Consider the following 24,681-nt stretch of genomic DNA (forward strand, 5'->3'; position numbering starts at 1 on the left):
GCGGTGACTGCTTCACCGGTTCACCGCCACCTGGGCCAGCAGCTCAGGGCCGCGGGCTTCGAGCCACCTGCCTCCCAGCCGGACTCCCCCGGCCAGCAGGGCCAGACCCAGCAGTGGGCCCGCCGCGAGGTTGGCCCAGCCCAGCACGTGGTTCCCGGTGGTGACTTCGGCCACGAACAGGACGGCTTCCGGCAGGACCAGGACCCCCAGGAGCGCCATGCCGATGAGTTGGACGGCCAAGGTCTGGGCCACGTTTCCGGGCGGCTTCTTGAAGGGACTGTCGCCGGGAAGTGGAACGGCCACCGTGTACCGCGCGGACACCACTGAGGACAGGCCGAGGCCGGTCAGCAGGATCCCCACGCTGAGGCCCAGCAGGCCCGGGAGGCCTGTCCACGACCCGTTGAGTGCCGCCTGCCCCACTCCGAAGGCCAGGACCACCGGCAGGGCAAAGGCGAGGCAGGCCAGCACGCGCCCCAGCCTGTCCGCCGCGCCGGAGACTCCGGTGGCCAGATGCAGCGCGAAGGCGGTGTTGTCATACGAGACGTCCGCGGATATCGACCACGCCAGAATGAACGCCACCAGAGGAGGAAGGATCACCAGCCCGTCGAAGTCTCCTGTTTGGACGCCCTGGAAGTAGAGGACAAGAGGCAGCAGCGGGATCACTGCCAGCGACCCGGAATAGCGCGGGTCCTTGACCCAGTAGGTCAGGCAGCGGGCCATGACGGCGGCTGCGGGAACAGCAGGAACGGCCCCGAGGAGCCCGGGGTGGCCGCCGCCGCGTTTGGCCGAACCCGCAAACGGTGGAGTGACCAGGGCGCGTTCCAGAAGTGCCTTCCAGCACCAGGTCAGCCCCGCCACCGTCGCCGCGGCAATCAGCAGCTTGAGGGCCGCGGCACCGCCCAGTCCGGCGGAGGCGTCGCCGCCCACAGACCAGGCCGCACCCAGGGGCGTCCAGGACAGCACCCGGGCCAGTCCGGGGAGGAATGCAGGCGCCTGCCCCTCCTTGGCCAGGACCGCCAGCACCGGAACCAGGACCACCAGCGGAACCAGGAAGGCCAGGCCGCTGGCGTCCTTGAACCGCCGGGAAGCGGCAAGGCCGGCCGTGGCGGTGGTGACCACCTTGGCAAGGATGATGCAGCCGGCAACGCCCAGCAGGGCGCCGGCGACTGCCGCGAGCGCCGGAACGATTCCGGTGGACCAGGTGGCAACGGTGGCAAGGGCAACAAGGAGCGTGGCAAGGCCGGGCACTCCGAGCAGGCCTGCCAGGGCGAGGCCGGCGAGCAGTTGGGTCATGGGAACGGCGAAAGTGGTGAAACGGGACGGATCCAGAGTCAGGTCCGTGGCGGCGGCCACCACCGGCACGATTCCCCACCCGCCGATCGCCGCGGTTCCGCCGAGGACGACGGCGGTATAGGCCGCCTCGTGCGGGGCGGAGCGCAGCGCCACGAGGATCAGGACCAAGGTGGCGACCACACCGAGCGCATAGAGCGCTGCCAGGACCATGCCGGCCAGCTGCCACGGGCTTCGCCGCAGCCCGTTGCGAAGCAGCGCCAGCTTCAGCCTCAGAAGGTGCGCAACCATTCCAGCCCCTCCGTGCTGTTCCTGCCGCCTACCAGGTCCACGAAGCGTTCCTCGAGCGTGACGTTTCCACGCACCTCTGCCACGGTTCCCGCGGCGAGGATCCTGCCGGAGGCCACCACCGCCACGTGGCTGCACATGCGCTGGACCAAGTCCATGACATGGCTGGAGACAATCACCGTTCCGCCGGACGCCACGTAGCGGTCCAGGATGGCGCGGATGTTGGCTGCGGACACAGGGTCCACGGCTTCGAACGGTTCATCCAGCACCAGGACGCGAGGGGCATGGATGAGGGCCGAGGCAAGAGCGATCTTCTTGGTCATCCCGGCTGAGTAGTCCACCACCAGCGTCCCGGCCTCCTGGTCCAGGTCCATTGCCGCCAGGAGCTCAGCAACCCGGGGGGCCACCGTGGCGCGGTCCATGCCCCGCAGCAGGCCTGCGTAGGTCAGGAGCTGCTCCCCGCTCAGCCGGTCAAAGAGGCGGACGCCGTCCGGCAGGATGCCCAGGAGCCGCTTTGCCTCGAGCGGGTGCTGCCAGACATCCATGCCGTGGACCAGTGCGGTGCCGAACTCCGGACGCAGCAGTCCCGTGGCCATGGACAACAGCGTGGTCTTGCCGGCCCCGTTGGGGCCTACGATGCCGAAGAACGACCTTGCGGGAACGTCAAGGCTGATGCCGTCCACGGCAATCTTGTTGCCGAACCGCTTGGCCAGGCCGCGAAGGGACAAGGCTGGCACTTCCGTGTGGGCTACCGGCTGCGACGGGACGGTCATGCTGCCAGCCTAGACCCTAGAACGACTGTCGGGGCATGGCCCGTTCATACTGCGGCGGCCACGGCAAGTCATGCCCCAGTTCGAACGCGGCACGCAGCCACCAGTGCGGATCACGCAGCGCCGCCCGGGCGATCAGGACCGCGTCAGCCTGTCCCGTGGCCACAGCGTGTTCCGCCTGGTCCGGCGAGGTCAGCAGCCCCACTGTTCCGGTGGGAACGTCCGCCTGGCTGCGAATGGCCGCGGCAAATCCGGTTTGGTAGCCCGGACCTGGCTTGATCTGCTGGTGGGGTACCAATCCCCCGCTGGAGACGTCGATCAGGTCCACACCGCGGTGCACCGCTTCCCTCGCCAGGCGTACCGAGGCGGCAGGGTCCACGCCGCCAGGCGACCAGTCAGTCGCCGAAATCCGCAGAAGGAGCGGCATGGAATCGGGAATGGCACCGCGCACAGCATCCACGACAGCCAACATGAGCCGGTTGCGGCCGGCTTCGTCGCCGCCCCAGCCGTCCTGGCGCGTGTTGCTCAGCGGGCTCTGGAACTGGTGCAGGAGGTAGCCGTGCGCCCCGTGAATCTCGACGGTGTCGAAGCCGGCATCCACGGCACGGTGAGCGGAAGCGGCGAAGTCTGCGATGACCTGGCGGATCTGATCCTCGGTCATGGCAGCCGGTGCGGCATAGCCGTCAAACGCGACCGGTGAGGGACCCCGGGTGGTCCAACCGCCGTCGGCCGCTTCCACGCTGCCCCGCCGGTCCGAGAACGGCCAGTAGACCGATGCCTTCCGGCCCGCGTGCGCAAGCTGGACGCCGATCCGGGTGCCCGCGCCGTGCCGGTGGACGAACCCGGTGATGCGCTGCCAGGCTTCCTGCTGCGCATCGTTGTAGAGGCCAGTGTCCCGCGGGCTGATCCGGCCCTCGGGGTTGACCGCGGTGGCCTCTGTCAGGATCAGGGCGGCCCCGCCGGCGGCGAAGGATCCCAGGTGCATCAGGTGCCAGTCGTTCGGCACGCCTGGCGCTTCAGGATCATCGCAGCTGTATTGGCACATCGGGGAAACCCAGCCCCGGTGGGGGATCTCCAGGCCGCGCAGCGTCAGCGGTTCGAAGAGCGCCGGCACTAGAACAGGACCCGGGCGAGCGCCTGGCGGGCCTTGGCCACCCGCTCGTCGCCGGCGCCCACCACGTCGAACAGCTCCAGCAGGCGGACGCGGGCTGTTTCCCGTTCCGGTCCGAAGTTCCGTCCGATGAACGCGACCAGCCGGTTGAGGGCGTCTTCTACATGCCCGCCGGCGACGTCGAGATCGGCCACCGCCAGTTGCGCCTGCAGGTTGTCAGGTTCGTCGGCGGCCTGCGAACGCACGGCCTCACTGTCCTGGGCCGAAAGCGGCTGAAGCCTGGCCATCAGCTCTACCTGGGCCAGGCCCGCCTTGGCCTCGTGGTCCGACGGCATTTCATTGAGCGCCTGCCGGTAGGCATCGGCTGCGGCGGCGTAGTCGCCTGCCTCGATGGCATCAAAGGCGGCCTGGTGGAGCGGGGGCAGCGGCGCGGGTGCGGCATCCTGGGGTTCCCCGGCGCCCAGGCTTCCGGTGACGCCGTTGGCAGCGGCGACCTTGAGCAGTTCATCGAACAGGCTCCGGACCTGCTGCTCGTCGGCGCCGCCCTGGAACAGCGGGACAGGCTGGCCCTTGAGAACCGCGACGGCCGTGGGCACAGCCTGGACCTGGAAGGCCTGGGCCAGCTGCGGGAAAGCGTCAATGTCCGCGGTGCCCAGCACCAGGCGTCCGCCGTAACCGGCCACGAGGCGTTCCAGCGTTTCCACCATGGCGGCAGATTCGGGCGAGTAGGAGGCCCACAGCGCGAACACGACGGGGACCTGGGCCGAGAGCTCAACGAGCTGCTGGAAATTGCCCTCGGTGACCGTGACGCTCAGTTCGGGGCTGCCCTGGCCGCCAGGGGTCTCCTGTCCGGCCTGGGTTCCCGGCCCGCCGGGAACACCGCCGGGCGCTTGCGGGGCAGGCTGTGAAGGCCGTTTCAGGGAAGAAAGGTCGACGGCGCCGCGCAGGTTAACCAGATTGGCAGCGGCAGGAGGGACTGGGCGGGAAGCTGGCGAACTCATGCTTTCCACTCTAGCCACTCCGGCCGCTGCCGGAAGTACTGGGGGCGGGTCCTACTTGAAGCTGGCGCCCACCAGGCCGCGGGTTGCGGCTACCAGTTTCATCGGGTCCGCAGAACCAGCCGGCGGGACGTAGACCGCCACGGATTCGGCGAAGGTCAGCACCATGCCGGTTGTGGTGACCGTTCCTCCGGCCAGCGCGGCGGCATCGCTGCCAATGGTGAGCTTGTCCCCCTCGGCCTTGGGCGTGCCTTGGAAGCCGAAGTTGATCCTGCCCAACACCAATGCGCCGCCGTCGGAGGTGCGGAACACCACGGTGCTGTCCGGAACCACCTTATGGGTGAAGGTGAAGTTGCCATTGGTTCCGGCCTTGACCACCTCTGCCTGGTAAGACAGCGTGTCTGCGATGTACGGCGAGGAGTTGCCTTCCACCAGCTTGGATTTGAAGGCCGAGTTGGACTTGGTGAGCCGGTCAGCCAGGCCGGCCATGGCCTCGGCACCGCTGTAGAGCAGTCCGGACTTGTCATCCGCGGCCAGGGTGTCCGTTCCTTCACGGCTGATGGAGGGGAAGGTAGCGCCGGGCTGCAGTGGGGTGGTTTCCACGAGCTTGTAGTTCTCGCGCGGAGATGACTGGACCAGCGTCAGCAGCTGCGGGACAACATTGCCGTCACCCTGGGTGACTGCAAGGACGGACCGCGGCCAGTCGCGGTCGGTGGTCACCACCGTGGTGAGGAGCTTGGTGGCCCGGACAGGCATCCTGGCGGCATAGCTTCCCACCTTGGACCGGATCTTGTAGTTCTGGGTGCGGACCTCAAGCTCGGTGCCTCCCACGCGGCTGGCCAGCCTGCCCGCATTCTTTGCTGCGTCCCCAGCCTCGACCGCGCTGGAGACCTGCTCCAGGATGCGGCGGAACTGCGTGTCCAGCAGGACCGGCGACGCCGCGGCATCGGCGCCTTCCGCTCCGCCCGGGGAAGGCTCGGCCGACGAAGCTCCCCCGGTGGGCTGAGGACTCGGACTGGCCGCTTGCGCCACAGGCGCGGAGACCGCGACAAGGATGGCAGCCAGTCCGGCCGCCACCATGCTGAGCCCGGATGCCTGCCGGGACCTGGCTTTCGCCTCGTTGCGGGCGCGGGCTTTTCGGGCGAAGCCGCCGCCGAAGCCCTTGCCGCCGCCGCGGATGGCAGCCGCACCGCCCAGAGCCATGAAGACGCCGGCCAGGATGAGCAGGCCGCCCAGGACCATGAGCGGAATGGCCCACGGAGTGGAGGTGTCGTTGGGGAAGGTCATGGAGACCTTGGCGGGAGCCGCCTTGGTTCCGTCCGAGGCCAGCAGGAGGGACCAGTCGCCGTCTGCGGGCGGGGTCCAGGAGTACTCCAGCTCGCCGCTGGCGTTCTCGGTGGCCACCCAGAGGTCGGACGCGGCCGGGTTGGGCGCGGTGGCCTCGCCATCGGCGTGCTCCACCTGCAGCTCCTTGCCGTCCTCGGAGACCCCCGTGACAGTGTTGTGCGCCGTTTTCCCGACCCAGGCTTCGACGTCGTCCGGCCGGCCGGCGGCCAGCAGGAAGCTGCCGTCGCCTTCGACCGTGATGGTCGGCGTGCCGCCGTGGAGGGTACGGAGCTCCTGGTCAATGACCGTGAGGGGGGCTTCGGCGGCGCTTTCCGGCAGGGATGCCGTAAAGGTCTCTGCCGGTGCCCAGATGGTTCTCTGGCCGATACCGGCCAAAAGTGTCAGGAGGCCGAGCAGCACAAGTGCGGCTGCAGTCTTTAAACGCAAGGGAAACACCTATCATCAGCGGGGGTTTACCTTCAATAGTAACCGTTTTGTTACCAGGTCCGCGGAGCGGGGCGCCGGAGCGGGTCCTGCGGCCCTGTTGACAGGGCTGCTGATAGTGTTTGCGAAGATTCGACAGACCGGCCCGCCCACGCGGTGCCCCGCACGGAACAGGCCCCAGGATTCAGTGACTGACAAGACGGACGGCGGCCCGGCGGCAGCCGGACAACCGGGCGGGAAGCCAACCCCGGGCACCGGCCCTTCCACGACTGCCGGTTCCGCTGCCGGGGCCGGGCCTGCGGGGGCCGCGCGCGGCCAGGCTGCACAAAACCGGTCTTCGCAGGGTCAGGCGCCGCAGGGCCGACCGCCGCAGCGCGGTGCTGCGCCCGACCAGCCGTCACAGGGCAGGCGGTCACAGGGCCAGGCGTCACCCAACCAGGCAACCGGTCTGCCCGGCCCCGCGGCTGGACCCGCTGCCGCCCGGCGCAAGTTCCCTGCCGCCGCCGGCCTTGGCCTCGTCATGCGCAGGCTGCGCCAGCCGCTGCCCGGCGCCCAGCCCAGGCTGCGCTTCGAAATGCCGCCGGAGGCCCAACACAACGGAAGCAGCGAAGTGGACGGCCAGGACCAGCTGGAACCCCGGTTTGGCGACCTTGGTCCGCGCATGTCCCCGCAGCACCCCCTGTACATGGGATTCATGGGCACGGTAGGCGTTGGCCTCGCACTGCTGGTCTACTGGATCGGGTCCAACACCACGCAGCTGCTGCTGTGGATCGTCGCGGCCCTGTTCATCGCCCTGGGACTGGAGCCGGTGGTCAGCTGGCTCGAAAGCCGCAGGATCCCCCGGCCGGCGGGCATCCTCGTCTCCGTCGGCGTGCTGGTGAGCGCCGTCGTTGGATTCTTTGCCACCCTGATCCCCACCATCGTGGAACAGGTGACCGAAATCGTGGAGCAGGCTCCGGTCTGGATCCGGGACTTCCTCGACTCCGAATTCTTCCAGAGCCTGGACAACCAGTTCGGCGTGCGCGACCGGGTCACGGACGAACTGGACAAGTTCGTCAACGACCCCGCCGCCATGGGAGGCATCTTCGGTGGTGTGGTGGGCTTCGGATCAACGGTGGCCAACGGGCTGTTCGGCGCCCTGATCGTCCTGGTGCTCAGCCTCTACTTCCTGGCGGCGCTTCCGGCCATGAAGAAATGGGGCTACCGGCTGGCGCCGCGTTCCCGCCGGGACCGTGTGGAGGCCCTCTCCGAAGAAATCACCCGCTCCGTCGGCAACTACGTCATGGGCCAGGCCATCGTGGCGCTGCTTAACGCGACGTTTGCCTTCATTGTGATGTCCATCGTGGGCATCCCCTTTGCGCTGCTGCTGGGTTTCGTTGTGGCGTTGCTTGCGTTCATACCGCTGGTGGGCGGCGTGATTGCCGGGGTCGTGGTTATCCTGGTGTCACTGACCGAAGGCTGGCAGAGCGCGGCCATCTACGCCATCGCCTACTTCGCCTACCTCCAGTTCGAGGCTTACTTCATCTCTCCACGCATCATGCAAAAGGCCGTGGCTGTTCCCGGCGCGGTGGCAGTCATCTCGGTAATCGCCGGCGGAAGCCTCCTGGGCGTCCTCGGCGCGCTGATCGCTATCCCCACCGCGGCGGCAGCGCTGCTCCTGATCCGGGAGATCTTTGTCGTCCGGCAGGACAAACACTAAAGGGCACGCGCTCCCGGCAGGACAAGCACCGGGCTCCGCAGCCTGGGAACCCGGGACCCGCAGCTAGGCCGTTGCGGTGGCCGCCGGCCCGTCCCACTCCGAGGGAAGCCCGCCCGGCGTCCCGCCAGGAACAACCGTCCCGACTATTTCCATCAACGCGCGCGACGCCTGCTTCTCCCCCACCCAGAGGTGCTTGGCGCCGTCGACCCCCACCACGCGGGCCTGCGGCACCAGGCTGAACCGCGAGGCGGCTTCGGCCGGCTGCAGATAGTCGTCGTGTTCGGGGACCACAACGGTCAACGGCTTGCCGGATTCGGCCCACTGCACCAGGTTCTTGTCCGTGGCGCGGTGCAGCGGCGGGGACAACAGCACGGCACCCTCAACCTCCTGCGCCACGGGGTCCACAGCACCGTACATCAGGGCCAGTTCGGTGCCGAAGGACCAGCCCACCAGCCAGCGGTTGGGCAGGCCGCGCTCAACGGCGTATGCCACGGCCGCCTCTACGTCGTAGCGTTCACCCACGCCTTCCTCGAACGATCCGCCGCTGGTACCCCGCGGCGACGAGGTACCGCGGGTGTTGAAGCGCAGCACGGCAACGCCGGCCAGCGCCGGGAGGCGGTAGGACGCCTTTCGGAAAACGTGCGAGTCCATGAATCCGCCGTGGGTGGGCAGCGGGTGAAGCGTTATGAGGGTCGCTTTGACCTCGCCCGACTCCGGGAGCGCGAGCTCCCCCACCAGGGTGTGCCCGTCCGCCGTGCGCAGTTCCACGTTCTCGCGCCGCGCCGGCAGGACCGTTGCGGCGCGGATGGGCACAGGCCCCGGGGACTGGATGAAATCGTACGACGCCGGATCAAAAGTCATGCCTGCAAGCTTAGCCAGTTTCATGTCGTCTTTGCCCGTGGATGGGCTGGGGCGCAGGGCTGGAGCGGTGCGGCATGGCCTACCGGTAACGGTAGCTGCGGGTCATCCAGCAGTTTGTGTGCCAGTGGCGGCGTTCCGCCAGGCCGGCGGCCGCCCCGAAGAGATGGTCGTCCTTCCACACCACCAGGTGCGCTACCCCGGGAAGGACCGCCGTGGAGCATTCCGGGCAGATATAGGTCTTCTCAGCGTTCCGGGCGGTCATGGTGCGGACCATCCAGTCGCCGTCGGGCGCGCTTTCCCGGCGGGCAATGCCGGCGCGGGCGCGCTCCAGGTCGAGCTCCGGCACCTCGCTGCTGCCCTTCCTGCCTGCGGCACGGGGACCACCCTTCCCGGAGACCGGACGGCGGGGGCGGTTGGAGCGCGGCATGGTTCCATTCTGCCCGACGCCGGCGGCGTCCGGCGCAAGCCCTTGCCCCGGCAGACGGTAGTCTGTACGGCGTGCGACTCGTGATAGCCAAATGCTCCGTTGATTACGTTGGCCGGCTCAAAGCCCACCTCCCCCTCGCGACCAGGCTCCTCCTGGTCAAGGCGGACGGCTCCGTGCTGGTCCACTCCGATGGCGGTTCCTACAAGCCGCTCAACTGGATGAGCCCGCCGGCAACCCTCCGTGTCACCTCTCCGGACGAGGTGGACCTGGAGTTGGGAGTGGTGGAACAGTGGACGGTCCAATCCGCCAAGACCGACGACCGCCTGATCATCAACATCCACGAGAAACTGGACGAGTCCTCGCATGACCTCGGCGTGGACCCGGGCCTGATCAAGGACGGGGTGGAAGCGGACCTCCAGCGGCTCCTGGCAGAACAGATCGAAACCTTGGGAACGGGCTACTCCCTGATTCGCCGCGAGTACTTCACCGCGATCGGTCCGGTGGACATCCTGGCCCGGGACGCGGACGGCGCCACGGTGGCCATCGAGCTGAAACGCCGCGGTGACATCGACGGCGTGGAGCAGCTTACCCGCTACCTTGAACTCCTGAACCGCGACCCCCTCCTGGCTCCGGTCCGGGGCATCTTCGCGGCCCAGCAAATCAAGCCCCAGGCGAAAGTCCTGGCCAACGACCGTGGAATTGATTGCGTCACGCTGGATTATGACGCAATGCGCGGCGTGGACGACAGCGAGTCCCGGCTCTTCTAGGTATCCGCAAGCGATAGGGCCGATGCGGTTAACCTGTTTTTTACCAAAATTTGCATTTTTTGCCTCTCTGGGCCGTTGACCTGCGGGAACGGGCATGAAATTCTTGAGTCAGTCTTTGTGTAGGTGTTTTTCATGCTCGCAAGACATGTTGCGAGCGCGAAGCTCCTGCAGCACCGGCCCTGAGCAGGGCGGGTAATCCAGGATTCTTCTCGCGGAGTGACCAAGGCCGGCGCGAGGTGTGCCGGTCTTAAACAAGTTCCAAATGAGGAGAAATACATGGCACAGGGAACCGTGAAGTGGTTCAACGCAGAAAAGGGCTTCGGCTTCATTACCCCGGACGACTCCGACGGTGACGTCTTTGTTCACTACTCCGAGATCCAGACCGGTGGATTCAAGACCCTCGACGAGAACCAGCGCGTTCAGTTCGAAATCGGCCAGGGCGCCAAGGGCCCCCAGGCCACCGGCGTGACCCTGGTCTAGCCTTCCAGCCGCCGGGCCACCGACCGGTGCGCAGCGACAGAGATGATCCCCGGCACCATCGCCGGGGATCATCTTTGCTTAACCGTGGCTGGGCTCACCTGTCCTCCGGTGATCGGCGAGGTTGATGGTCTCCTGGATCAGCCGCAGCAGGTGCCCGTCATGGAGGGAATAGATGACGCGGCGCCCCTCCTTCCTGGTGTCCACCAGTCCGCTGAGGCGCAGCTTGGCCAAGTGCTGGCTGACAACAGTCCGCGGTACCGCGGCCGCGTCCACGAGCTCGGTCACCGACCGCGGCCCCTGCGACAGCTGCCAGAGAAGCTGTAGACGGGTGGGTTCGCCCAGCATGCGCAATGTGGCTGCTGCGCTGTCCAGCAACGCGACATCCGGCGTGACGGCGTGGAACAGAGAGGGCTGCCTGCCGCCTCCGCCGCTAACGCCGTTGTCCGGTCCGGCGTCCGGCATGCGTCTCTCCACTGCCCTCCTCCTCCTCTGCTGCGTCAGCGGCTCCAGCGTCCCGGGCTGGCCAGGCGGCGAACGCCGCCGCAGTGCCCAGTGTGGCGAGGATTGTCAGCGCCGCTGCCATGGGTCCCAGCCCGGCGGCCGCGCCAAGCCACCCGGCCAGCGGGTACGCCACCATATAGCAGGCATGGGACAGCGAAAACTGCGCAGTGAAGACATACGGACGGGTGTGCTCCGTAGACGCCTCCCGCAGCAACCGGGCAGAGGGCGTCAGGATGGTGGAGTTTCCGGCGCCCAGCAGGAACCACAGGGCCGGCAGCCACCACCAACCCGGCCCGGAGCCGGCCAAGGCGGCGGCCCGGAACGTCAGTGCGGTGACACCGGCCAGCACCACCGGGATCAATGCTGCTCCGGCCATCATCACAGCGCGGTCCCCGTATCGCGCCAACAGCGCCGGCGCCGAGAGCGCTACGAGCATGGATCCCACGCCGAAGCAGGCCAGCACCAGCGCGAGGTCCGTCTCCGGCCGCCGCAGCACCTCCCGCACGTAGACCACGGAGTTGACCAGGACCAGCGCGGTGGGAGCGGCCACCACCAGGTTAAGGGCCAGCAGCGAGCGCAGCCTTCCGTTCCGCCAAAAGATTCGCGTGCCCAGGGTGGTGCGCTGCCAGAGCGACCCTGTCGTCCCGGGGGCGGCATCCGGCGCCGGCAGCATTGTCACCGCAACCAGGCCTGCCGATACGAGGAAGCCGGCCACCGTGCCGAGAAAGAGGTTGCTGTAACTGACCCTGGTCAGCAGCAACGCCGCCAACGCAGGGCTGGCCAGGGCTTCCAGGTCATACGCTAGCCGGGAGAGCGATAGCGCCCGGGTGTAGTCCCGTTCGTCTTTCAGCACGCTGGGAATCAGGGACTGGAAGGTCGGCGTGAAGGTGGCCGACGCTGACTGCAGCAGGAAGGTGACCACATAGATCTGCCAGGCTTCCGTGATGAACGGCAGGCACAGCGCCATGCCGGCCCGGACCAGGTCGGCACCGATCAGCACCGGCTTCTTGGGAAGCCGGGCCACCAGTGCGTTCACTACCGGTGCGAAGCCCACGTAAGCCAGCATCTTGATGGTCAGCGCCGTTCCCATGACTGCGCCGGCACTGCTTCCCGCAATGTCGAAGGCGAGCAAGCCCAGCGCAACGGTCAACAGGCCGGTTCCCAGCAGGGCCACCACCTTGGCGGAGAATAGCCTCCGGTACGTCGTGTCCCGCAACACCGCCAGCATCGGGCCTCCGTCAAGTGCATATGTGCGTCATCGTGCACTCAATGCTAGCGCGTGGCTGCCACCGAGTGTCAGTCCGGACGCACTACCGCACCAGGGTGCGCAGGAGCCGAGCGCCCTGCCCGAAGGACAGGCCGGGCAGGTACGCACGGGTCAGGGCCCGCCCGATCGCCGGAAGGTGCAGTGGATCCTGGTAATAAAGGTAAAGGGACCGGTATTCCGGTTTGAACCTTGATTTGAAGGCCGCCAGCGAGCGGAAGCCGTACACCGGTTCCAGAGCCTTGCCCACCACGTCCAGGATCCGCACCAGGCTTTCGTGGCCGCCGTCGCCGGCAGGTTGTCCGCCGCCGGCCGTCGCCGGGCCAAGGGCAGCAGCCGGAGCCTCCACGCCTGCCGCGCCTTCGGGCCGGCGGGCCAGCGGCGACCCGGACAGCGAGATCGTGTCCACCGATCCGCGCAATTCCAGCACGGCGGACGCGATCAGGAACTCCATCACGCCGGGAAATGCTGCGGCACCCCGGCGCATGACGTCCAGCGTGCGACTGACCAGCCTCCCGCCGTCGTACACGGGTAGCCAGCTGGTGACCCCGTGCACGGCGCCCTCCGGATCCACGGCGAGGCAGCAGAGGACCGCGGGGTCGTCCAGTTCGTCCACGCCGCCCAGGGTAAAGCCCATCTCCGGCACCGACTTGCCGGCGGCCCACTCCTCCGATACCTCGTCCAGCCGCGCGCGCAGCCCCGCAGGGAGCTCACGGTACGGCGCCCATACCGGGCGGATGCCCAGCTTCGCGGCGCGGTTCTGCGCTGTCCTGACGTTCTGCCACTCCTTGCCCTTGAACTCAAGGTTCCGGACGTCAAGCCGGGTCTCCTGGGCCACCTCCACCCGCGCGAAACCGCGGCCCCGCAAAGCAGGCCAAAGGTCCTCGCTGCAGGAGTAGAGTGCCGGCACCAGGGCATGGTCCCGGCAATACGCAAGAAACCCCTCAAGCGTCGCCTGCCGATGGGTGGACGGCCCAAACGGGTCGCCCAGCGTCAGCGCGACGCTGCCGTGCGGTTGGAAGGCGACGGCGCCGTTTCCGTCGGGGCTTAGCCAATAGGAGTTGGGTTCCCATAAAGCCATCCAGGACAGCGGTCCCCCGCCCTGATGGAGCAGGCTGCGCACTTTTTCGCGCTCCTCCTGTCCCGGGTCCTGGGCGCGGTGGCTGCCGCGCAGGGCCCACCACACCGCGGCCAGCGCAATGCTCCAGAAAACGGGTCCTGACGCGGCGAACAGAATGGTTTCAGCGCTGCTCCGGCCGGCAAAGAGCCCTTGGTAGTGCTGCGGCAGCGGGACGGGAAGATACTGCCTTGCCAGTTCCTCGAAGAGACCGGAAACGCCTTCGTCACGCTGGGGGCCGCCCGAAGCGAACCACGCGCCTGCGTAGGACCCCGCCAGCAGCAGCCAGGTGCCGCCCACCGCCAGGCCCAGTTTTTTCCGGACCGCGGGCGGCGTCTGCACGCGGAAGTGGCGCCATTTCAGCCACAACACGCCCGCCAGAAGGAGTGGGGCCAGGGCGACCGGCAGGAGGAGGATGGCTGCGGTGCCGGCTGCCGCGCCGCGGGCAGCCTCCGGCGCGGGAACAATGGCGAAAAGCGCAAGGTAGACGACGGCGAGTGCCGCCACGGACAACTGCACGGCAAGGACGATATTCAGGGCCAGCCGCCGGCCCCGGCGCATCGCTTCAGCGCAAATCAGCAGCAGCGCAACCGGAACTACAGCCAGCGCCAACCCCAGGGGGCCGCCGAATTCCGCGGTCCCGCGCTCCAGGCACGCCGCACCCTCGGAAGCTCCGCAGCCGGCCGCGAGCTGCCCGAGGGTGGGAACGGGGCTCAGGACGATGTCGCGGAGCAGCGCCAGCGGTCCGGTGGGTGCGCGCGTGACGGCCGTCAGTACAGGTCCCACTGCAAATACCGCCACGGTGAGCGCCAGCAGGTTGCGGGTTTCCCTTCCCGTGGAGTGGTGGCGCCGCGGCTGGCCGTGTCCGCTTTGAATCCACCAGCCTGCCACCAGGCCAACCGTGGCGCCCAGCAGGCCCACGACTGTTTCCGGGTGGCCCACGTAAAGAACGAGCAGCAGCGAGCCTGCCAGGACCAGGGCCCGCAGGCGCCGCTGCCACAGCACCGGAAGGCGGGCACTGGCGGCTAGCCCCGCTGTAAGGTCCGGAGCGTACGGGCCAACCAGCGTCTCATCCGCCATCGGTCCGAGCCAGGTGTCGCCCGCATACCCAGCCAACTGCGTCAGCAATAGGAAGATCGTCACGGCAGCAAACTGTCCGCCGAGCAACAGCGCCGCAGCGGCAGCAGTACCCAGTTTCCGCTCAGCGGGACCCATCAGGAAGAGGAGCATCAGCGACGCTGCAACGTACGCCAGCGGGTTGGTGGCAAAGAACAGGCTGGTGAACATGGACCACCAGTTGCCGGACCGGAGCCCGGAAGCACTCACGCCGGCAATATCCTGCAGGGCGGGCGGTGGACCGGTCAGGATACTCCCGGTCAGCGCGCCAATCCCCAGCAGGGCCAGCAGCACCGTCACCGTCAGGGGTGCCGAGGCCGCGGCCCGCCAGGCCCCCAGTGCCGCCGGCCGGATAAGGCGGCGCAACGCCGCTGCGGGATGCGGAGTTCCCTGGGCGGGCGTCACTGGGCGATCCCCCATCGCCGGGCCAGCTGGTCCAGGGCATCCGCCAGGCGCAGCGAGGACGTATCCCACGAATGCCCGGCGCCCTCAACCTCATGGGAATGCACGGTGAACCCGGCCTTCTCTGCGGCTGCAGTCAGCGTGCGCAGATACCCGAGAAACTCGGGGTCCCCGCTACCGGCCGTGAGGTATGCCAGGCTCCCGTCAAACCGCTGAGTTGCCATGATGGCCAGCGGCGTCTGCCGGGTGAAGGCGTCCGGAGCTCCGGGAAAGGCGGCCTCAATGGTGCGGTTCCGGTCCTTCGCCAGTGCCGGCTCGGCCTCCGCGGAGAAGGCGAGGACCGCGGGAAAAAGCTCGGGGTGCCGGGTCCCCAGCTGCAGCGCGCAGGTGCCACCGAACGAGAAGCCGCCGGCCGCCCACTGCCTGTGGTCCGTGTCAACGGCGAGGGTTGAGCTGATCCAGCCGACCACGTCCTCCGTAAGGAACGTATCTGCCTGCGCGATCCTGCTGTCCATGCACATGGTGTTGGCGGACTGCGAGCCATTGGGATCGGGTACCACCACCACCGGAGCAACGCCCCCGTGCGAGGAAGCAAAGGCGTCCATATGCTCCTGCAGCCTCCCGCCGGTCAGCCAGTCGGCGGGACCCCCGGGCTGCCCTGCCACCAGCACCAGGACGGGAAGTGCGGGACGGTTCTGCGCAAAATACGCGGGCGGCAGGTAGATGTACGCATCCCGGGTGGTCATACCCGAAGCGGTGCCTGGGATCGCGGACCTGCGCAGGACCCCCTCCTGGGGAAGCTCGCCTTGCGGCCGCCAGCCGTGGAGGGCGGCGCCGTCGGCCGCCCCCGCCTGGAGCATCAGCGATGGTTCCAAAGGCGGCACCCGGTCCGCCACGCCGCCGGTAAGGTCGGCCACCGAACGGTTCAGTCCATAGAACGCGTTGATCTGGAGGGCGGCCATCAGGACCACCAGGAAGACAGCGCCCGTTGCGGCGAGGCGGGCGCGCGGGCGGCTTTCGCGCCAATGCGCGGCCGTGAGCAGGCAAGCACCGACAGGCAGGACAATCCACAAGAGCACGGGCCCGGCGATACTACCCGGAAAGACGGCAAGAACGTTGACCAGGAACCAATGCAGGGACTGCACCAGGGCGAAGGCCCACGCTGCCGAAACGACGGTCCGATAAGCCCAGCGCCGGAAGCGGTCGGGACGGGTATAAGACAGGCGGTCTCCGCTGGCCAAGGGGCCGAAAGGCAACAGAAGGTAGGCCAGGGCGCCTGTACCCAGGATGAGGGCAGACCACCACAGCGGGCCGGCGGTAAGCCGGACGTCGAGGATCCAATCCACGCGGGCTAGCGCCAGGTCCCCACGCCAATGACCGGGCCGGCCTCGAGCCACGAGGACAGGCCCGTGTAGGCGTCGAATTTCATGGCCAGGCGGAGATCCTGGCCCTCATAGCGCAGATCAACAATGACGACGTCGGGCTGGACCTTGACGGCCTCGGCCTCCGTGGGTGCGCGGCGGCCCAGGAGTTCCAGGGAACTGCGCCTGAACCTGTGCTTGGGCCGGACGCTCAGCGAGAAGAGACGGAACCACTCGAGGTCATTGTCCTGATAACGACAAACCCCCATCTGCCAACTGTTTCCAGCCATGCAAATGGAGGCGTCCACCGTGCCAAGGGCGCGCCGCAGGTTGAAGCGGCGCACCCCCGAAAGGCACAGTGCAAATACCAGCAATCCAAAAATGACTGCCATGGCGATGAACGGAAGACTCGATACGTCCATCAGGGTGTTGCTAGCGAATCCCCGCGGTAGCCGAACCGCCCAGGTGGGCGTTGTCAGCAACAATAACCACGCGGTTGTTGTCGACGGAGAAGAATCCGCCGTCAACGTCTACGGAGATACGATCACCTGACACCGGCTGAATCGCCAGTTCACCCTCGGCCAGGATCGCCAGCAGGGGCGAGTGGCCGGGCAGGATTCCGATTTCACCATCGCTGGTGCGGGCCTTGACCATCTTGGCCGCTCCGGACCACACGAAGTGGTCCGCTGCGACAATCTCAACCTCAAGCTCAGCCATATTACTTGGTCTGTTCCTGGATCTTGGCCCACTGGCGCTCAACGTCGTCGAGGCCACCGACGTTGAAGAACGCCTGCTCAGCGATGTGGTCCAGCTCGCCGTCGCAGATGGCAGCGAAGCCTTCAACGGTGTCCTTGATGGAAACCGTTGAGCCCTCGACACCGGTGAACTGCTTGGCGGTGTAGGTATTCTGCGACAGGAACTGCTGGATGCGGCGTGCACGCGACACGACGATCTTGTCCTCTTCGGAGAGTTCATCGACACCGAGGATGGCGATGATGTCCTGGAGTTCCTTGTTCTTCTGCAGGATCTGCTTCACACGGACAGCCGTGTTGTAGTGGTCCTTGCCGATGTACTGGGGATCCAGGATTCGCGAGGTGGACGTCAGCGGGTCAACGGCCGGGTACAGACCACGGGAAGCGATTTCGCGGGAAAGTTCCGTGGTCGCGTCGAGGTGTGCGAAGGTCGTTGCCGGAGCCGGGTCGGTGTAGTCATCTGCCGGGACGTAGATGGCCTGCATCGAGGTGATGGAGTGGCCCTTGGTGGACGTGATGCGCTCCTGCAGGAGGCCCATCTCGTCAGCCAGGTTGGGCTGGTAGCCCACTGCGGAAGGCATGCGGCCGAGGAGCGTGGAAACCTCGGACCCGGCCTGGGTGAACCGGAAGATGTTGTCGATGAAGAGCAGCACGTCCTGGTTCTGGACATCGCGGAAGTACTCCGCCATGGTCAGGGCGGACAGGGCGACGCGCAGACGCGTTCCCGGCGGCTCATCCATCTGGCCGAACACAAGGGCGGTGTCCTTGAGGACCCCGGCCTCTTCCATTTCGACCCAGAGGTCGTTGCCCTCACGGGTACGCTCGCCGACACCGGCGAACACGGAAGTACCACCGAAGTTGCGGGCAACACGGGTGATCATTTCCTGGATCAGAACGGTCTTGCCAACGCCGGCGCCGCCGAAGAGGCCGATCTTTCCACCCTTGATGTACGGGGTGAGGAGGTCGATGACCTTGATGCCGGTTTCCAGCATCTCGGTGGAGCCTTCGAGCGAAGCGAAGCTCGGCGCCTTGCGGTGGATGGGCCAGCGTTCGCTGATGTCCAGTTCGGACTCGGCCACGTCGAGGGGCTGGCCCAGGACGTTGAAGATGTGGCCCTTGACTCCGTCACCGACGGGGACGGAGATGGGGGCGCCGGTGTCCACCACGGAGGTGCCGCGGACGAGCCCGTCAGTAGCCTGCAGGGAGATGGCGCGTACGAGGTTGTCACCCAGGTGCTGGGAGGTCTCGAACGTGATGGTCTTGGTCTCACCGTTGAGAGTAATCTCGGTGGTGAGGGCATGGTAGATCGACGGGATTGCGTCAGCCGGGAATTCGACGTCGACAACCGGGCCGATTACGCGCGCAATGCGGCCGGTAGCACCGGACGTTGCGGCTACGTGTTCGGTAGCAGTGGCAGTCATCTCTCTCACTTCACTCAGTAGATGGCGTGGGGTTAAGTTTATCTGTGGTGGTGCTGGTTCCGCGGGAACCGAGGCTGTACAGGTTAGGACGCAAGCGCGTCGGCACCGGCCACAATCTCGGAGAGTTCCTGCGTAATTTCGGCCTGGCGGGCCGTGTTGCGCAGACGCGTGTACTTCTTGATCAGGTCCGTGGCGTTGTCCCCGGCTGACTTCATCGCGCGCTGGCGGGCAGCCAGTTCGGAGGCCGCGGCCTGCAGCATCGCTGCAAACAGACGCGACTCGATGTAGCGCGGCAGCAGCGCGTCGAGAACCTGCTCGGTTTCCGGCTCGAACTCGTACAGCGGCAGCAGGTCCGATTCGGAGGCTGCTTCCTCTTCGACGACTTCCAGCGGCAGGAGGCGGATGACCGTGGGCTCCTGGGTAACCATCGACTTGAAGCGCGTGTAGACAACATGGATTTCGTCCACGCCGCCGTCCTCGAAGTCAGCGGCGAAGTCGGTCAGCAGCACTTCACCGATCTCGCGGGCAGTGCTGAACTCTGGGGCGTCGGTTCCTCCGGTCCAGACCCGCGCGTACTCGCGGTTCCGGAAGTCGAAATACGCCTGGGCCTTGCGGCCCACGAGGTAGGTCTTGACTTCCTTGCCTTCAGCGTGGAGCAGCTCGTTGAGACCTTCCGCCTGCTTGAGGACGCTGGCCGAGTACGAACCTGCGAGGCCACGGTCCGAGGTAATTACCAGGACGGCGGCGCGGCGGATCTGTTCCGGCTCAGTGGTCAGCGGGTGGTCGATTTCGCTCTGGCTGGCGACAGCAGAAACGGCGCGCGTGATCGCGTTCGCGTAAGGCAGTGAAGCTGCTACGCGCGCACGGGCCTTCCCGATGCGCGAGGTAGCGATCAGTTCCATCGCCTTGAAGATCTTGCGCATCGACGTGGTCGAACTGATCTTCTGGCGGTAGACCCGGATCTGGGCTCCCATACTTATCCTTTCCTAACATTCCGTTGCCGGGTGTGCCGGGCCCTGGGGCCCGGCACACCCGGCGGGCGGAACTAGCGCTTCTGCTTGACGATCTTTTCCTGGTCAACGTCGCCCTCGGAGATAGCATCATGCTCCTCGTGGCCGGCGCCTACCAGGTGGTTGTCACCCTCGCCGAAGAAGCCCTTCTTGAAGTCAACGATGGCTGACTTCAAGGCTTCAACGGTGTCATCGCCCAGCACGTTGGTCTGCGCCAGCGTGGTGAGGATCGAGGACTTGTGCGCCAGGTGCTCCAGGAATTCGCTCTCAAAACGGCTGATGTCCTCAACCGGAACATCATCGAGGTAGCCGTTGGTGCCGGCCCAGATGGAGACAACCTGGTTCTCGACGGGGAACGGCGAGTACTGGCCCTGCTTGAGCAGTTCCATCAGGCGTGCACCACGGGTCAGCTGCTGGCGGGAAGCCGCATCCAGGTCCGACGCGAACATGGCGAATGCCTGCATGTCACGGTACTGGGCGAGGTCCAGCTTCAAGGTACCGGAGACCTTCTTCATGGACTTGACCTGCGCGGCACCACCCACGCGGGACACGGAAACACCCACGTCGACGGCGGGACGCTGGTTGGCGTTGAAGAGGTCCGACTGGAGGAATATCTGGCCGTCGGTGATGGAGATGACGTTGGTCGGGATGTAGGCGGACACGTCGTTCGCCTTGGTCTCGATCAGCGGCAGGCCCGTCATGGAACCGGCACCCAGTTCGTCGGACAGCTTTGCACAACGCTCCAGCAGGCGGGAGTGCAGGTAGAAAACGTCGCCCGGGTAGGCTTCGCGTCCCGGCGGACGGCGAAGGAGCAGGGAGACTGCACGGTAGGCTTCGGCCTGCTTGGACAGGTCATCGAAAACGATAAGGACGTGCTTGCCGCCGTACATCCAGTGCTGGCCGATGGCCGAGCCGGCGTACGGTGCCAGGTACTTGAAGCCAGCGGGGTCGGAAGCGGGAGACGCCACGATGGTGGTGTACTCGAGCGCGCCGTTGTCCTCGAGGGTCTGGCGGATGGCGGCAATGGTGGACGCCTTCTGGCCGATCGCCACGTAGATGCAACGGACCTGCTTGGTCACGTCACCCGAAGCCCAGTTGGCCTTCTGGTTGATGATGGTGTCGATCGCAATGGCGGACTTACCGGTCTGGCGGTCACCAATGATCAGCTGGCGCTGGCCGCGGCCGATCGGGATCATGGCGTCGATAGCCTTGAGTCCGGTCTGCATCGGCTCGTGAACCGACTTACGCTGGGTCACGCCCGGGGCCTGGAGTTCCAGTGCACGGGTGGTCTCGGCCTTGATCTCGCCGAGGTCGTCGATGGGCACACCCAGCGGGTCCACCACGCGGCCCAGGAAGGCGTCACCAACGGGAACGGACAGAACCTGCCCGGTGCGGTGTACTTCCTGGCCTTCTTCGATCCCGGTGAAGTCACCAAGGATGATAACGCCGATTTCGCGGACGTCCAGGTTCTGGGCGAGGCCCAGGGTGCCGTCCTCGAAGCGCAGCAGCTCGTTCGCCATGACCGAGGGAAGGCCCTCAACACGGGCGATGCCGTCACTAGCGGTGGTTACGCGGCCGACCTCTACGCGCTCTGCGTTTCCGGGTTCGTAGGACGCCGCGAACTCGTTCAGCGCATTACGGACGTCGTCGGCGTTGATGGTCAATTCGGCCATCTGCAGTCCCTGCTCTCCTGTTTTGTGATCATCGTTGTCCACGATGACCGGGGTTTCTATCAGTTAGGTTGTGCTTGTCCGGCTAGCCGGCCAGCTGGCGTTGCAGCTCGCCCAGGCGGTTCAGCACCGAAGCGTCGAGCACTTCGTCACCGACCTGGACGCGGATGCCGCCAATAAGTGACGGATCAACGTTCATGTTGACCTTCAGTTCCCGGCCGTACATCGCATTGAGGGCCGCCTGGAGACGTTCCAGCTGCACCGGCGTCAAGGGACGCGTCACGCTGACCGTCGCAATCCAGCGCTGCTGGCGCTTGGCTGCAAGCTCGGCGAACCGCTCCACAAGCCGCGTGGGTTTGATGCCGCGGGGCTGCGTCACAGCCTGGACGATGAGGACCTTGGCCTCTTCGCTGGCCCCGGGTACCAACTTCTCGGCGAGCGATGCCTTGGCTGCAGCACTTGCCTGCGGCTCGGACAGAGCACGTTGTACCTCGTGGCTGGAGGCAACTGCCTGGTTGAAGGAGAACAGATCGTTCTCCAGCTCTTCCAGGCCGGAGATTCCGGAGGCAGAAACGGCCGACTTGTTTTCAGCAACGGAAATGACCACCGTTGCGGCAAGAGTCTCGAGTGCATCGCCGATATCCCGCGCCGATGCCCAGCGTGAACTGGCCAGTCCGCCCGCGATCTCTGCAGCATCAGCGGAGACTTTCCCGCCCACCAGCTGCTTGACCAGTGCCGACTTCTCGTCACCGTTGCGGGACGGGTCAGTCAGGGCACGGCGCAAGCCAGCCGAGCTGTCCACCATTCCCAGAATTCCGAAGAGTTCCTTTGCCAGCTGCAGCGACGCCGTCGGAAGTTTTGCTTCCAGCGCGGCCAGGGCTGTTGCCAGCGATTCGCTCGATACGCCTGCCATTACTTAGCTGCACCTGCGTTCTGGGACTCCAGATCTGCCAGGAAGCGGTCCACTACCCGCGCTGCGCGCTCATCGTCGGTGAGTGCTTCGCCAACGATGCGGCCGGCCAGGGTGGTAGCCAGCGTGCCCACCTCGGAACGCAGCGAGACAACTGCTGCCTGGCGCTCCGATTCGATCTGCGCGTGGGCCTGTGCCGTGATGCGGGCAGACTCTGCGGCTGCCTTTTCCTTGAGATCCGCGAGGATCTGTGCACCTTCGGCGCGGGCTTCCTCACGGATGCGGTTGGCTTCGGTGCGGGCGTCGGTCAGCTGCTGCTTGTACTCTTCGAGTGCAGCAGACGCCTCAGCCTGGGCCTTTTCAGCCTTCGCGATGCCGCCTTCGATAGCCTCGGCGCGCTCTGCGAAGGTCTTCTCAAACATCGGGACAACGAACTTGACCACGATGAACATGAGGATGGCGAAGCCCACGAGGGTAACGCCCATTTCCCAGAGGTTGGGCATCAGGGGGTTAACTTCGCCCTCAGCGGCGGCTGAGATGATCAGCTGATTCATATTTCACCCGTCCTTTTCTACTCGGTTTTGAAAGTTCGCTTCGCTCTAAGGACTAGAGAACGAAAGCGAAGACCAGACCGAGGATGGCGAGTGCTTCGGTCAGTGCAAGGCCGAGGAATGCGATCGGCTGCAGGACACGCTGTGCCTCAGGCTGGCGGGCGACGCCGTTGATGTAGGCAGCGAATACCAGACCAACACCGATACCACCGCCGATTGCGGAGAGACCGTAACCTACGAGGTTGAGATTGCCTTCCATTTTTCTTCCTTTCAAGATGCCACCTGTGTGGCAGGTTGTTTGGGTTGCTCTATCCCCGTGAGGGGAAGCTTAGGGGTGCCTAGTGGCTGTCGGCGTGGAGTGCGCCTTCGATGTAGATCGCGGTCAGCAGCGTAAAGACGTAGGCCTGCAGGACCATGATCAGGGCTTCAAGCATGTACATGGCGATGGCACCGGCGAGGACCAGGAGCGAGGTGCCCTTGAGCAGGAGGTTCTCCTGCATGACAAGGAACTCGATACCGGAGCCGGCGATCATCACGATCAGGTGGCCGGCCAGCATGGTGGCGAACAGACGGAGGCTGTGCGTCACGGGCCGGACCAGGAAGTTGGAGATGATCTCGATCGGGATAACGATCGGCAGGATGAACCACGGGACACCGGAGGGAACGGTGGCCAGCTTGAAGTAGCGCAGGCCGTTCTTCTTGACGCCGATGGCGATCCAGGTGAAGTAGACCAGGCCGGCCAGGACGTACGCGCCGCCCACGTGGGAGAACGTGGGGAGCTGGAACAGCGGAATGGCGCCGTAGATGTTGTTCACCAGGATGAAGAAGAACAGGCTGAACAGCAGCGGGACGTACTTGATGAAGTCCCTTCCGCCGATGATGTCCTTGGCGATGCCGTTGCGGACGAAGCCGTAGGCGGCTTCGCCGGCGAACTGGAGCTTGCCGGGTACCAGCTGCTGCTTGCGTGCGGCGAGCACGAAGAAGACGGCGATAAAGACGACAGAAAGGAGGACCAGCAGCATCTGCTTGGAGAATCCCTCTGCGGCACCCCACGGCAGGATTGCCGGCAAATGCATTTCGTTAATACCAGGAGGAGTGAACTCTCCTGAATCTTGGGCCGGGAGCGCAAGCGCGATCAACGCGTTTCCTCTCTGCAGTGTCCATCATTGGGCGTTGGGCGGGGTCCGGCAGCCTGATGGCCTGCTGTTCCCCCTGTGAAATTATTTGGCATTAGTGTCGCCGTCCGTGGACGGCCCGCTGGCAGCAGGGCGTTCGCCAGCTTTTTGTCGAGAACTGGTGAGGCCATGCATGTGGGAAAGGTAAAAACCTCCGACGGCTCCAAGCAGAGCGCCTGCGAGCACAATCCAGCGCGTTCCCCACAGATAATCCAGCCCCCACCCTATCAAACTCCAGACGATGATTCCGCCAATGATGTAGCTGAAGACGGCCATTCCGGCGTTGTATCCGCCGTCGGAGCCATCGCCTGATACACCCGGGGCGGAGGGCCCGGTTCCACGGGCGGCGGGGCCGCCGTCGCGGTGGTTCTTTCGGTCACGCATCGGAGCTGTCCTTGGTCTGCGGGTCGTTGTAGATCTGGAGGCGGGCCTTGCTGAAACCGTACATCTCCGCCGTCTGCCACAACACGACGGCAGTGACGGCACCGGCGACAAACCAGGTGCTTTCCAGCCAGGCAGGCTGGCCGACGGTGAACAGCACCGCGGCGAAACCCACCACCTTGATGAAATACATGGCGACGAAGACGCCGATGGCACCGGACGGGTTGTTGCGTCCCACCACGTGGCCGGCCAGCAGGCTGATGCCGAAAAACACCATGACCAGGAGTCCGCCCGCCACCATGGACAGGATCGCCGCAGGTCCGGCCAGCAGCCAGGCAACAACGGCGCCCACCAGCAGTCCTGCGGCCGAGGCCACGGTACTGAGCTTGAGGAGGTGCAGCCAGAGCGAAGCCGTGGGGCCGGATGCGCCGACGCGTCCGCTGCCGGAGGCAGGTCCGGGGTCGGCGTTGGCGGTCATGAGATCCCAATCGTCGGCGTCTGGTGGCAGGAAGCCATCAGGCTGGTAAGGAGGGGGCAGCTTTGGGGCTGCCCCTAAATTCTACACGAGATAGAAATTATTGCGGAACCA

General features: G+C 66.1%; 25 protein-coding genes. 3 read left to right on the top strand and 22 right to left on the bottom strand.

Annotated elements, in window-relative coordinates; all coding sequences use genetic code 11:
* Nucleotides 1-12 precede the first annotated feature (12 nt).
* The 5 genes from ACFWIX_RS14910 to ACFWIX_RS14930 are packed head-to-tail and all read right to left on the bottom strand — an operon-like array spanning nucleotide 13 to nucleotide 6,230.
* Nucleotides 13-1,581 carry a transporter gene (locus ACFWIX_RS14910; RefSeq protein WP_377216913.1) on the bottom strand — a complete coding sequence of 523 codons (1,569 nt, stop codon included), beginning with the start codon at nucleotides 1,579-1,581 and terminating at the stop codon, nucleotides 13-15.
* Nucleotides 1,563-2,351, bottom strand: a complete 789-nt coding sequence (locus ACFWIX_RS14915; RefSeq protein WP_377216914.1) for an ABC transporter ATP-binding protein — start codon at nucleotides 2,349-2,351, stop codon at nucleotides 1,563-1,565. The genes ACFWIX_RS14910 and ACFWIX_RS14915 overlap by 19 nt, the downstream gene beginning before the upstream one ends.
* Nucleotides 2,352-2,367: 16 nt before the next feature.
* Nucleotides 2,368-3,462, bottom strand: a complete 1,095-nt coding sequence (locus tag ACFWIX_RS14920; RefSeq protein WP_377216915.1) for an NADH:flavin oxidoreductase/NADH oxidase — start codon at nucleotides 3,460-3,462, stop codon at nucleotides 2,368-2,370.
* Nucleotides 3,462-4,460 carry a co-chaperone YbbN gene (locus tag ACFWIX_RS14925; protein ID WP_377216916.1) on the bottom strand — a complete coding sequence of 333 codons (999 nt, stop codon included), beginning with the start codon at nucleotides 4,458-4,460 and terminating at the stop codon, nucleotides 3,462-3,464. Before ACFWIX_RS14925 ends, ACFWIX_RS14920 begins: the two co-directional genes overlap by 1 nt.
* A 51-nt stretch (nucleotides 4,461-4,511) precedes the next feature.
* Nucleotides 4,512-6,230, bottom strand: a complete 1,719-nt coding sequence (locus ACFWIX_RS14930) for a hypothetical protein (RefSeq protein ID WP_377216917.1) — start codon at nucleotides 6,228-6,230, stop codon at nucleotides 4,512-4,514.
* Between the two features lie 517 nt (nucleotides 6,231-6,747).
* Between ACFWIX_RS14930 and ACFWIX_RS14935 the strand changes: the two genes are divergently transcribed.
* Nucleotides 6,748-7,926 (top strand): AI-2E family transporter, encoded by a 1,179-nt coding sequence (locus tag ACFWIX_RS14935; protein WP_377216982.1) that lies wholly within the window; start codon nucleotides 6,748-6,750, stop codon nucleotides 7,924-7,926.
* Between the two features lie 63 nt (nucleotides 7,927-7,989).
* Here the strand turns inward: ACFWIX_RS14935 and ACFWIX_RS14940 are convergent, their stop codons facing one another.
* Together ACFWIX_RS14940 and ACFWIX_RS14945 are read right to left on the bottom strand one after the other, a co-directional pair.
* Complete coding sequence (locus tag ACFWIX_RS14940) at nucleotides 7,990-8,787, bottom strand: alpha/beta hydrolase (RefSeq protein ID WP_377216918.1); 798 nt, start codon at nucleotides 8,785-8,787, stop codon at nucleotides 7,990-7,992.
* A 79-nt stretch (nucleotides 8,788-8,866) separates the two neighbouring features.
* Nucleotides 8,867-9,214: an ATP/GTP-binding protein gene (locus ACFWIX_RS14945; protein ID WP_377216919.1), complete on the bottom strand. Its 348-nt coding sequence runs from the start codon at nucleotides 9,212-9,214 to the stop codon at nucleotides 8,867-8,869.
* A gap of 71 nt (nucleotides 9,215-9,285) precedes the next feature.
* Here ACFWIX_RS14945 and nucS point away from each other — a divergent pair, with 71 nt between their 5' ends.
* Both nucS and ACFWIX_RS14955 read left to right on the top strand, forming a co-directional pair.
* Nucleotides 9,286-9,981 (top strand): endonuclease NucS, encoded by a 696-nt coding sequence (gene nucS / locus ACFWIX_RS14950; RefSeq protein WP_377216920.1) that lies wholly within the window; start codon nucleotides 9,286-9,288, stop codon nucleotides 9,979-9,981.
* Between the two features lie 276 nt (nucleotides 9,982-10,257).
* Nucleotides 10,258-10,461, top strand: a complete 204-nt coding sequence (locus tag ACFWIX_RS14955) for a cold-shock protein (protein ID WP_011692441.1) — start codon at nucleotides 10,258-10,260, stop codon at nucleotides 10,459-10,461.
* A 78-nt stretch (nucleotides 10,462-10,539) separates the two neighbouring features.
* Here the strand turns inward: ACFWIX_RS14955 and ACFWIX_RS14960 are convergent, their stop codons facing one another.
* The 15 genes from ACFWIX_RS14960 to ACFWIX_RS15030 form a co-directional block, all read right to left on the bottom strand.
* A complete protein-coding gene (locus tag ACFWIX_RS14960; protein WP_377216921.1) occupies nucleotides 10,540-10,923 on the bottom strand; it encodes an ArsR/SmtB family transcription factor in 384 nt (127 codons plus the stop codon).
* Nucleotides 10,892-12,190, bottom strand: a complete 1,299-nt coding sequence (locus tag ACFWIX_RS14965) for an MFS transporter (RefSeq protein WP_377216922.1) — start codon at nucleotides 12,188-12,190, stop codon at nucleotides 10,892-10,894. The genes ACFWIX_RS14960 and ACFWIX_RS14965 overlap by 32 nt, the downstream gene beginning before the upstream one ends.
* Nucleotides 12,191-12,272: 82 nt before the next feature.
* Nucleotides 12,273-14,879: a bifunctional lysylphosphatidylglycerol flippase/synthetase MprF gene (locus ACFWIX_RS14970; protein ID WP_377216923.1), complete on the bottom strand. Its 2,607-nt coding sequence runs from the start codon at nucleotides 14,877-14,879 to the stop codon at nucleotides 12,273-12,275.
* Nucleotides 14,861-16,207 (bottom strand): alpha/beta hydrolase, encoded by a 1,347-nt coding sequence (locus tag ACFWIX_RS14975; RefSeq protein WP_377216924.1) that lies wholly within the window; start codon nucleotides 16,205-16,207, stop codon nucleotides 14,861-14,863. Before ACFWIX_RS14975 ends, ACFWIX_RS14970 begins: the two co-directional genes overlap by 19 nt.
* 5 nt (nucleotides 16,208-16,212) lie before the next feature.
* A complete protein-coding gene (locus ACFWIX_RS14980) occupies nucleotides 16,213-16,644 on the bottom strand; it encodes a DUF2550 domain-containing protein (protein ID WP_377216925.1) in 432 nt (143 codons plus the stop codon).
* Between the two features lie 10 nt (nucleotides 16,645-16,654).
* The gene (locus ACFWIX_RS14985) at nucleotides 16,655-16,939 is read right to left on the bottom strand and encodes a F0F1 ATP synthase subunit epsilon (protein WP_377216926.1); all 285 of its coding nucleotides are present in this window, start codon (nucleotides 16,937-16,939) and stop codon (nucleotides 16,655-16,657) included.
* A gap of 1 nt (nucleotide 16,940) precedes the next feature.
* Nucleotides 16,941-18,395, bottom strand: a complete 1,455-nt coding sequence (gene atpD, locus ACFWIX_RS14990; protein ID WP_377216927.1) for a F0F1 ATP synthase subunit beta — start codon at nucleotides 18,393-18,395, stop codon at nucleotides 16,941-16,943.
* 83 nt (nucleotides 18,396-18,478) lie between these two features.
* Complete coding sequence (locus ACFWIX_RS14995; RefSeq protein WP_377216928.1) at nucleotides 18,479-19,369, bottom strand: F0F1 ATP synthase subunit gamma; 891 nt, start codon at nucleotides 19,367-19,369, stop codon at nucleotides 18,479-18,481.
* Nucleotides 19,370-19,440: 71 nt separating this feature from the next.
* The gene (gene atpA, locus ACFWIX_RS15000) at nucleotides 19,441-21,078 is read right to left on the bottom strand and encodes a F0F1 ATP synthase subunit alpha (RefSeq protein ID WP_377216929.1); all 1,638 of its coding nucleotides are present in this window, start codon (nucleotides 21,076-21,078) and stop codon (nucleotides 19,441-19,443) included.
* An 82-nt stretch (nucleotides 21,079-21,160) separates the two neighbouring features.
* Nucleotides 21,161-21,988 (bottom strand): F0F1 ATP synthase subunit delta, encoded by an 828-nt coding sequence (locus tag ACFWIX_RS15005; protein ID WP_377216930.1) that lies wholly within the window; start codon nucleotides 21,986-21,988, stop codon nucleotides 21,161-21,163.
* A complete protein-coding gene (locus tag ACFWIX_RS15010; RefSeq protein ID WP_377216931.1) occupies nucleotides 21,988-22,539 on the bottom strand; it encodes a F0F1 ATP synthase subunit B in 552 nt (183 codons plus the stop codon). The genes ACFWIX_RS15005 and ACFWIX_RS15010 overlap by 1 nt, the downstream gene beginning before the upstream one ends.
* A 52-nt stretch (nucleotides 22,540-22,591) precedes the next feature.
* Nucleotides 22,592-22,795 (bottom strand): ATP synthase F0 subunit C, encoded by a 204-nt coding sequence (gene atpE / locus ACFWIX_RS15015; protein WP_009356484.1) that lies wholly within the window; start codon nucleotides 22,793-22,795, stop codon nucleotides 22,592-22,594.
* Nucleotides 22,796-22,874: 79 nt separating this feature from the next.
* A complete protein-coding gene (gene atpB / locus ACFWIX_RS15020) occupies nucleotides 22,875-23,675 on the bottom strand; it encodes a F0F1 ATP synthase subunit A (protein ID WP_377216932.1) in 801 nt (266 codons plus the stop codon).
* 81 nt (nucleotides 23,676-23,756) lie between these two features.
* Nucleotides 23,757-24,095, bottom strand: coding sequence for a hypothetical protein (locus ACFWIX_RS15025; RefSeq protein ID WP_377216933.1), 339 nt, complete (start codon nucleotides 24,093-24,095; stop codon nucleotides 23,757-23,759).
* Entirely contained in the window at nucleotides 24,088-24,570 is a 483-nt protein-coding gene (locus ACFWIX_RS15030; protein ID WP_377216934.1) for a hypothetical protein, read from the bottom strand. The genes ACFWIX_RS15025 and ACFWIX_RS15030 overlap by 8 nt, the downstream gene beginning before the upstream one ends.
* Nucleotides 24,571-24,681: the final 111 nt, after the last annotated feature.

Source organism: Pseudarthrobacter sp. NPDC058362 (genome assembly GCF_042723515.1).
Lineage (GTDB): Bacteria > Actinomycetota > Actinomycetes > Actinomycetales > Micrococcaceae > Arthrobacter.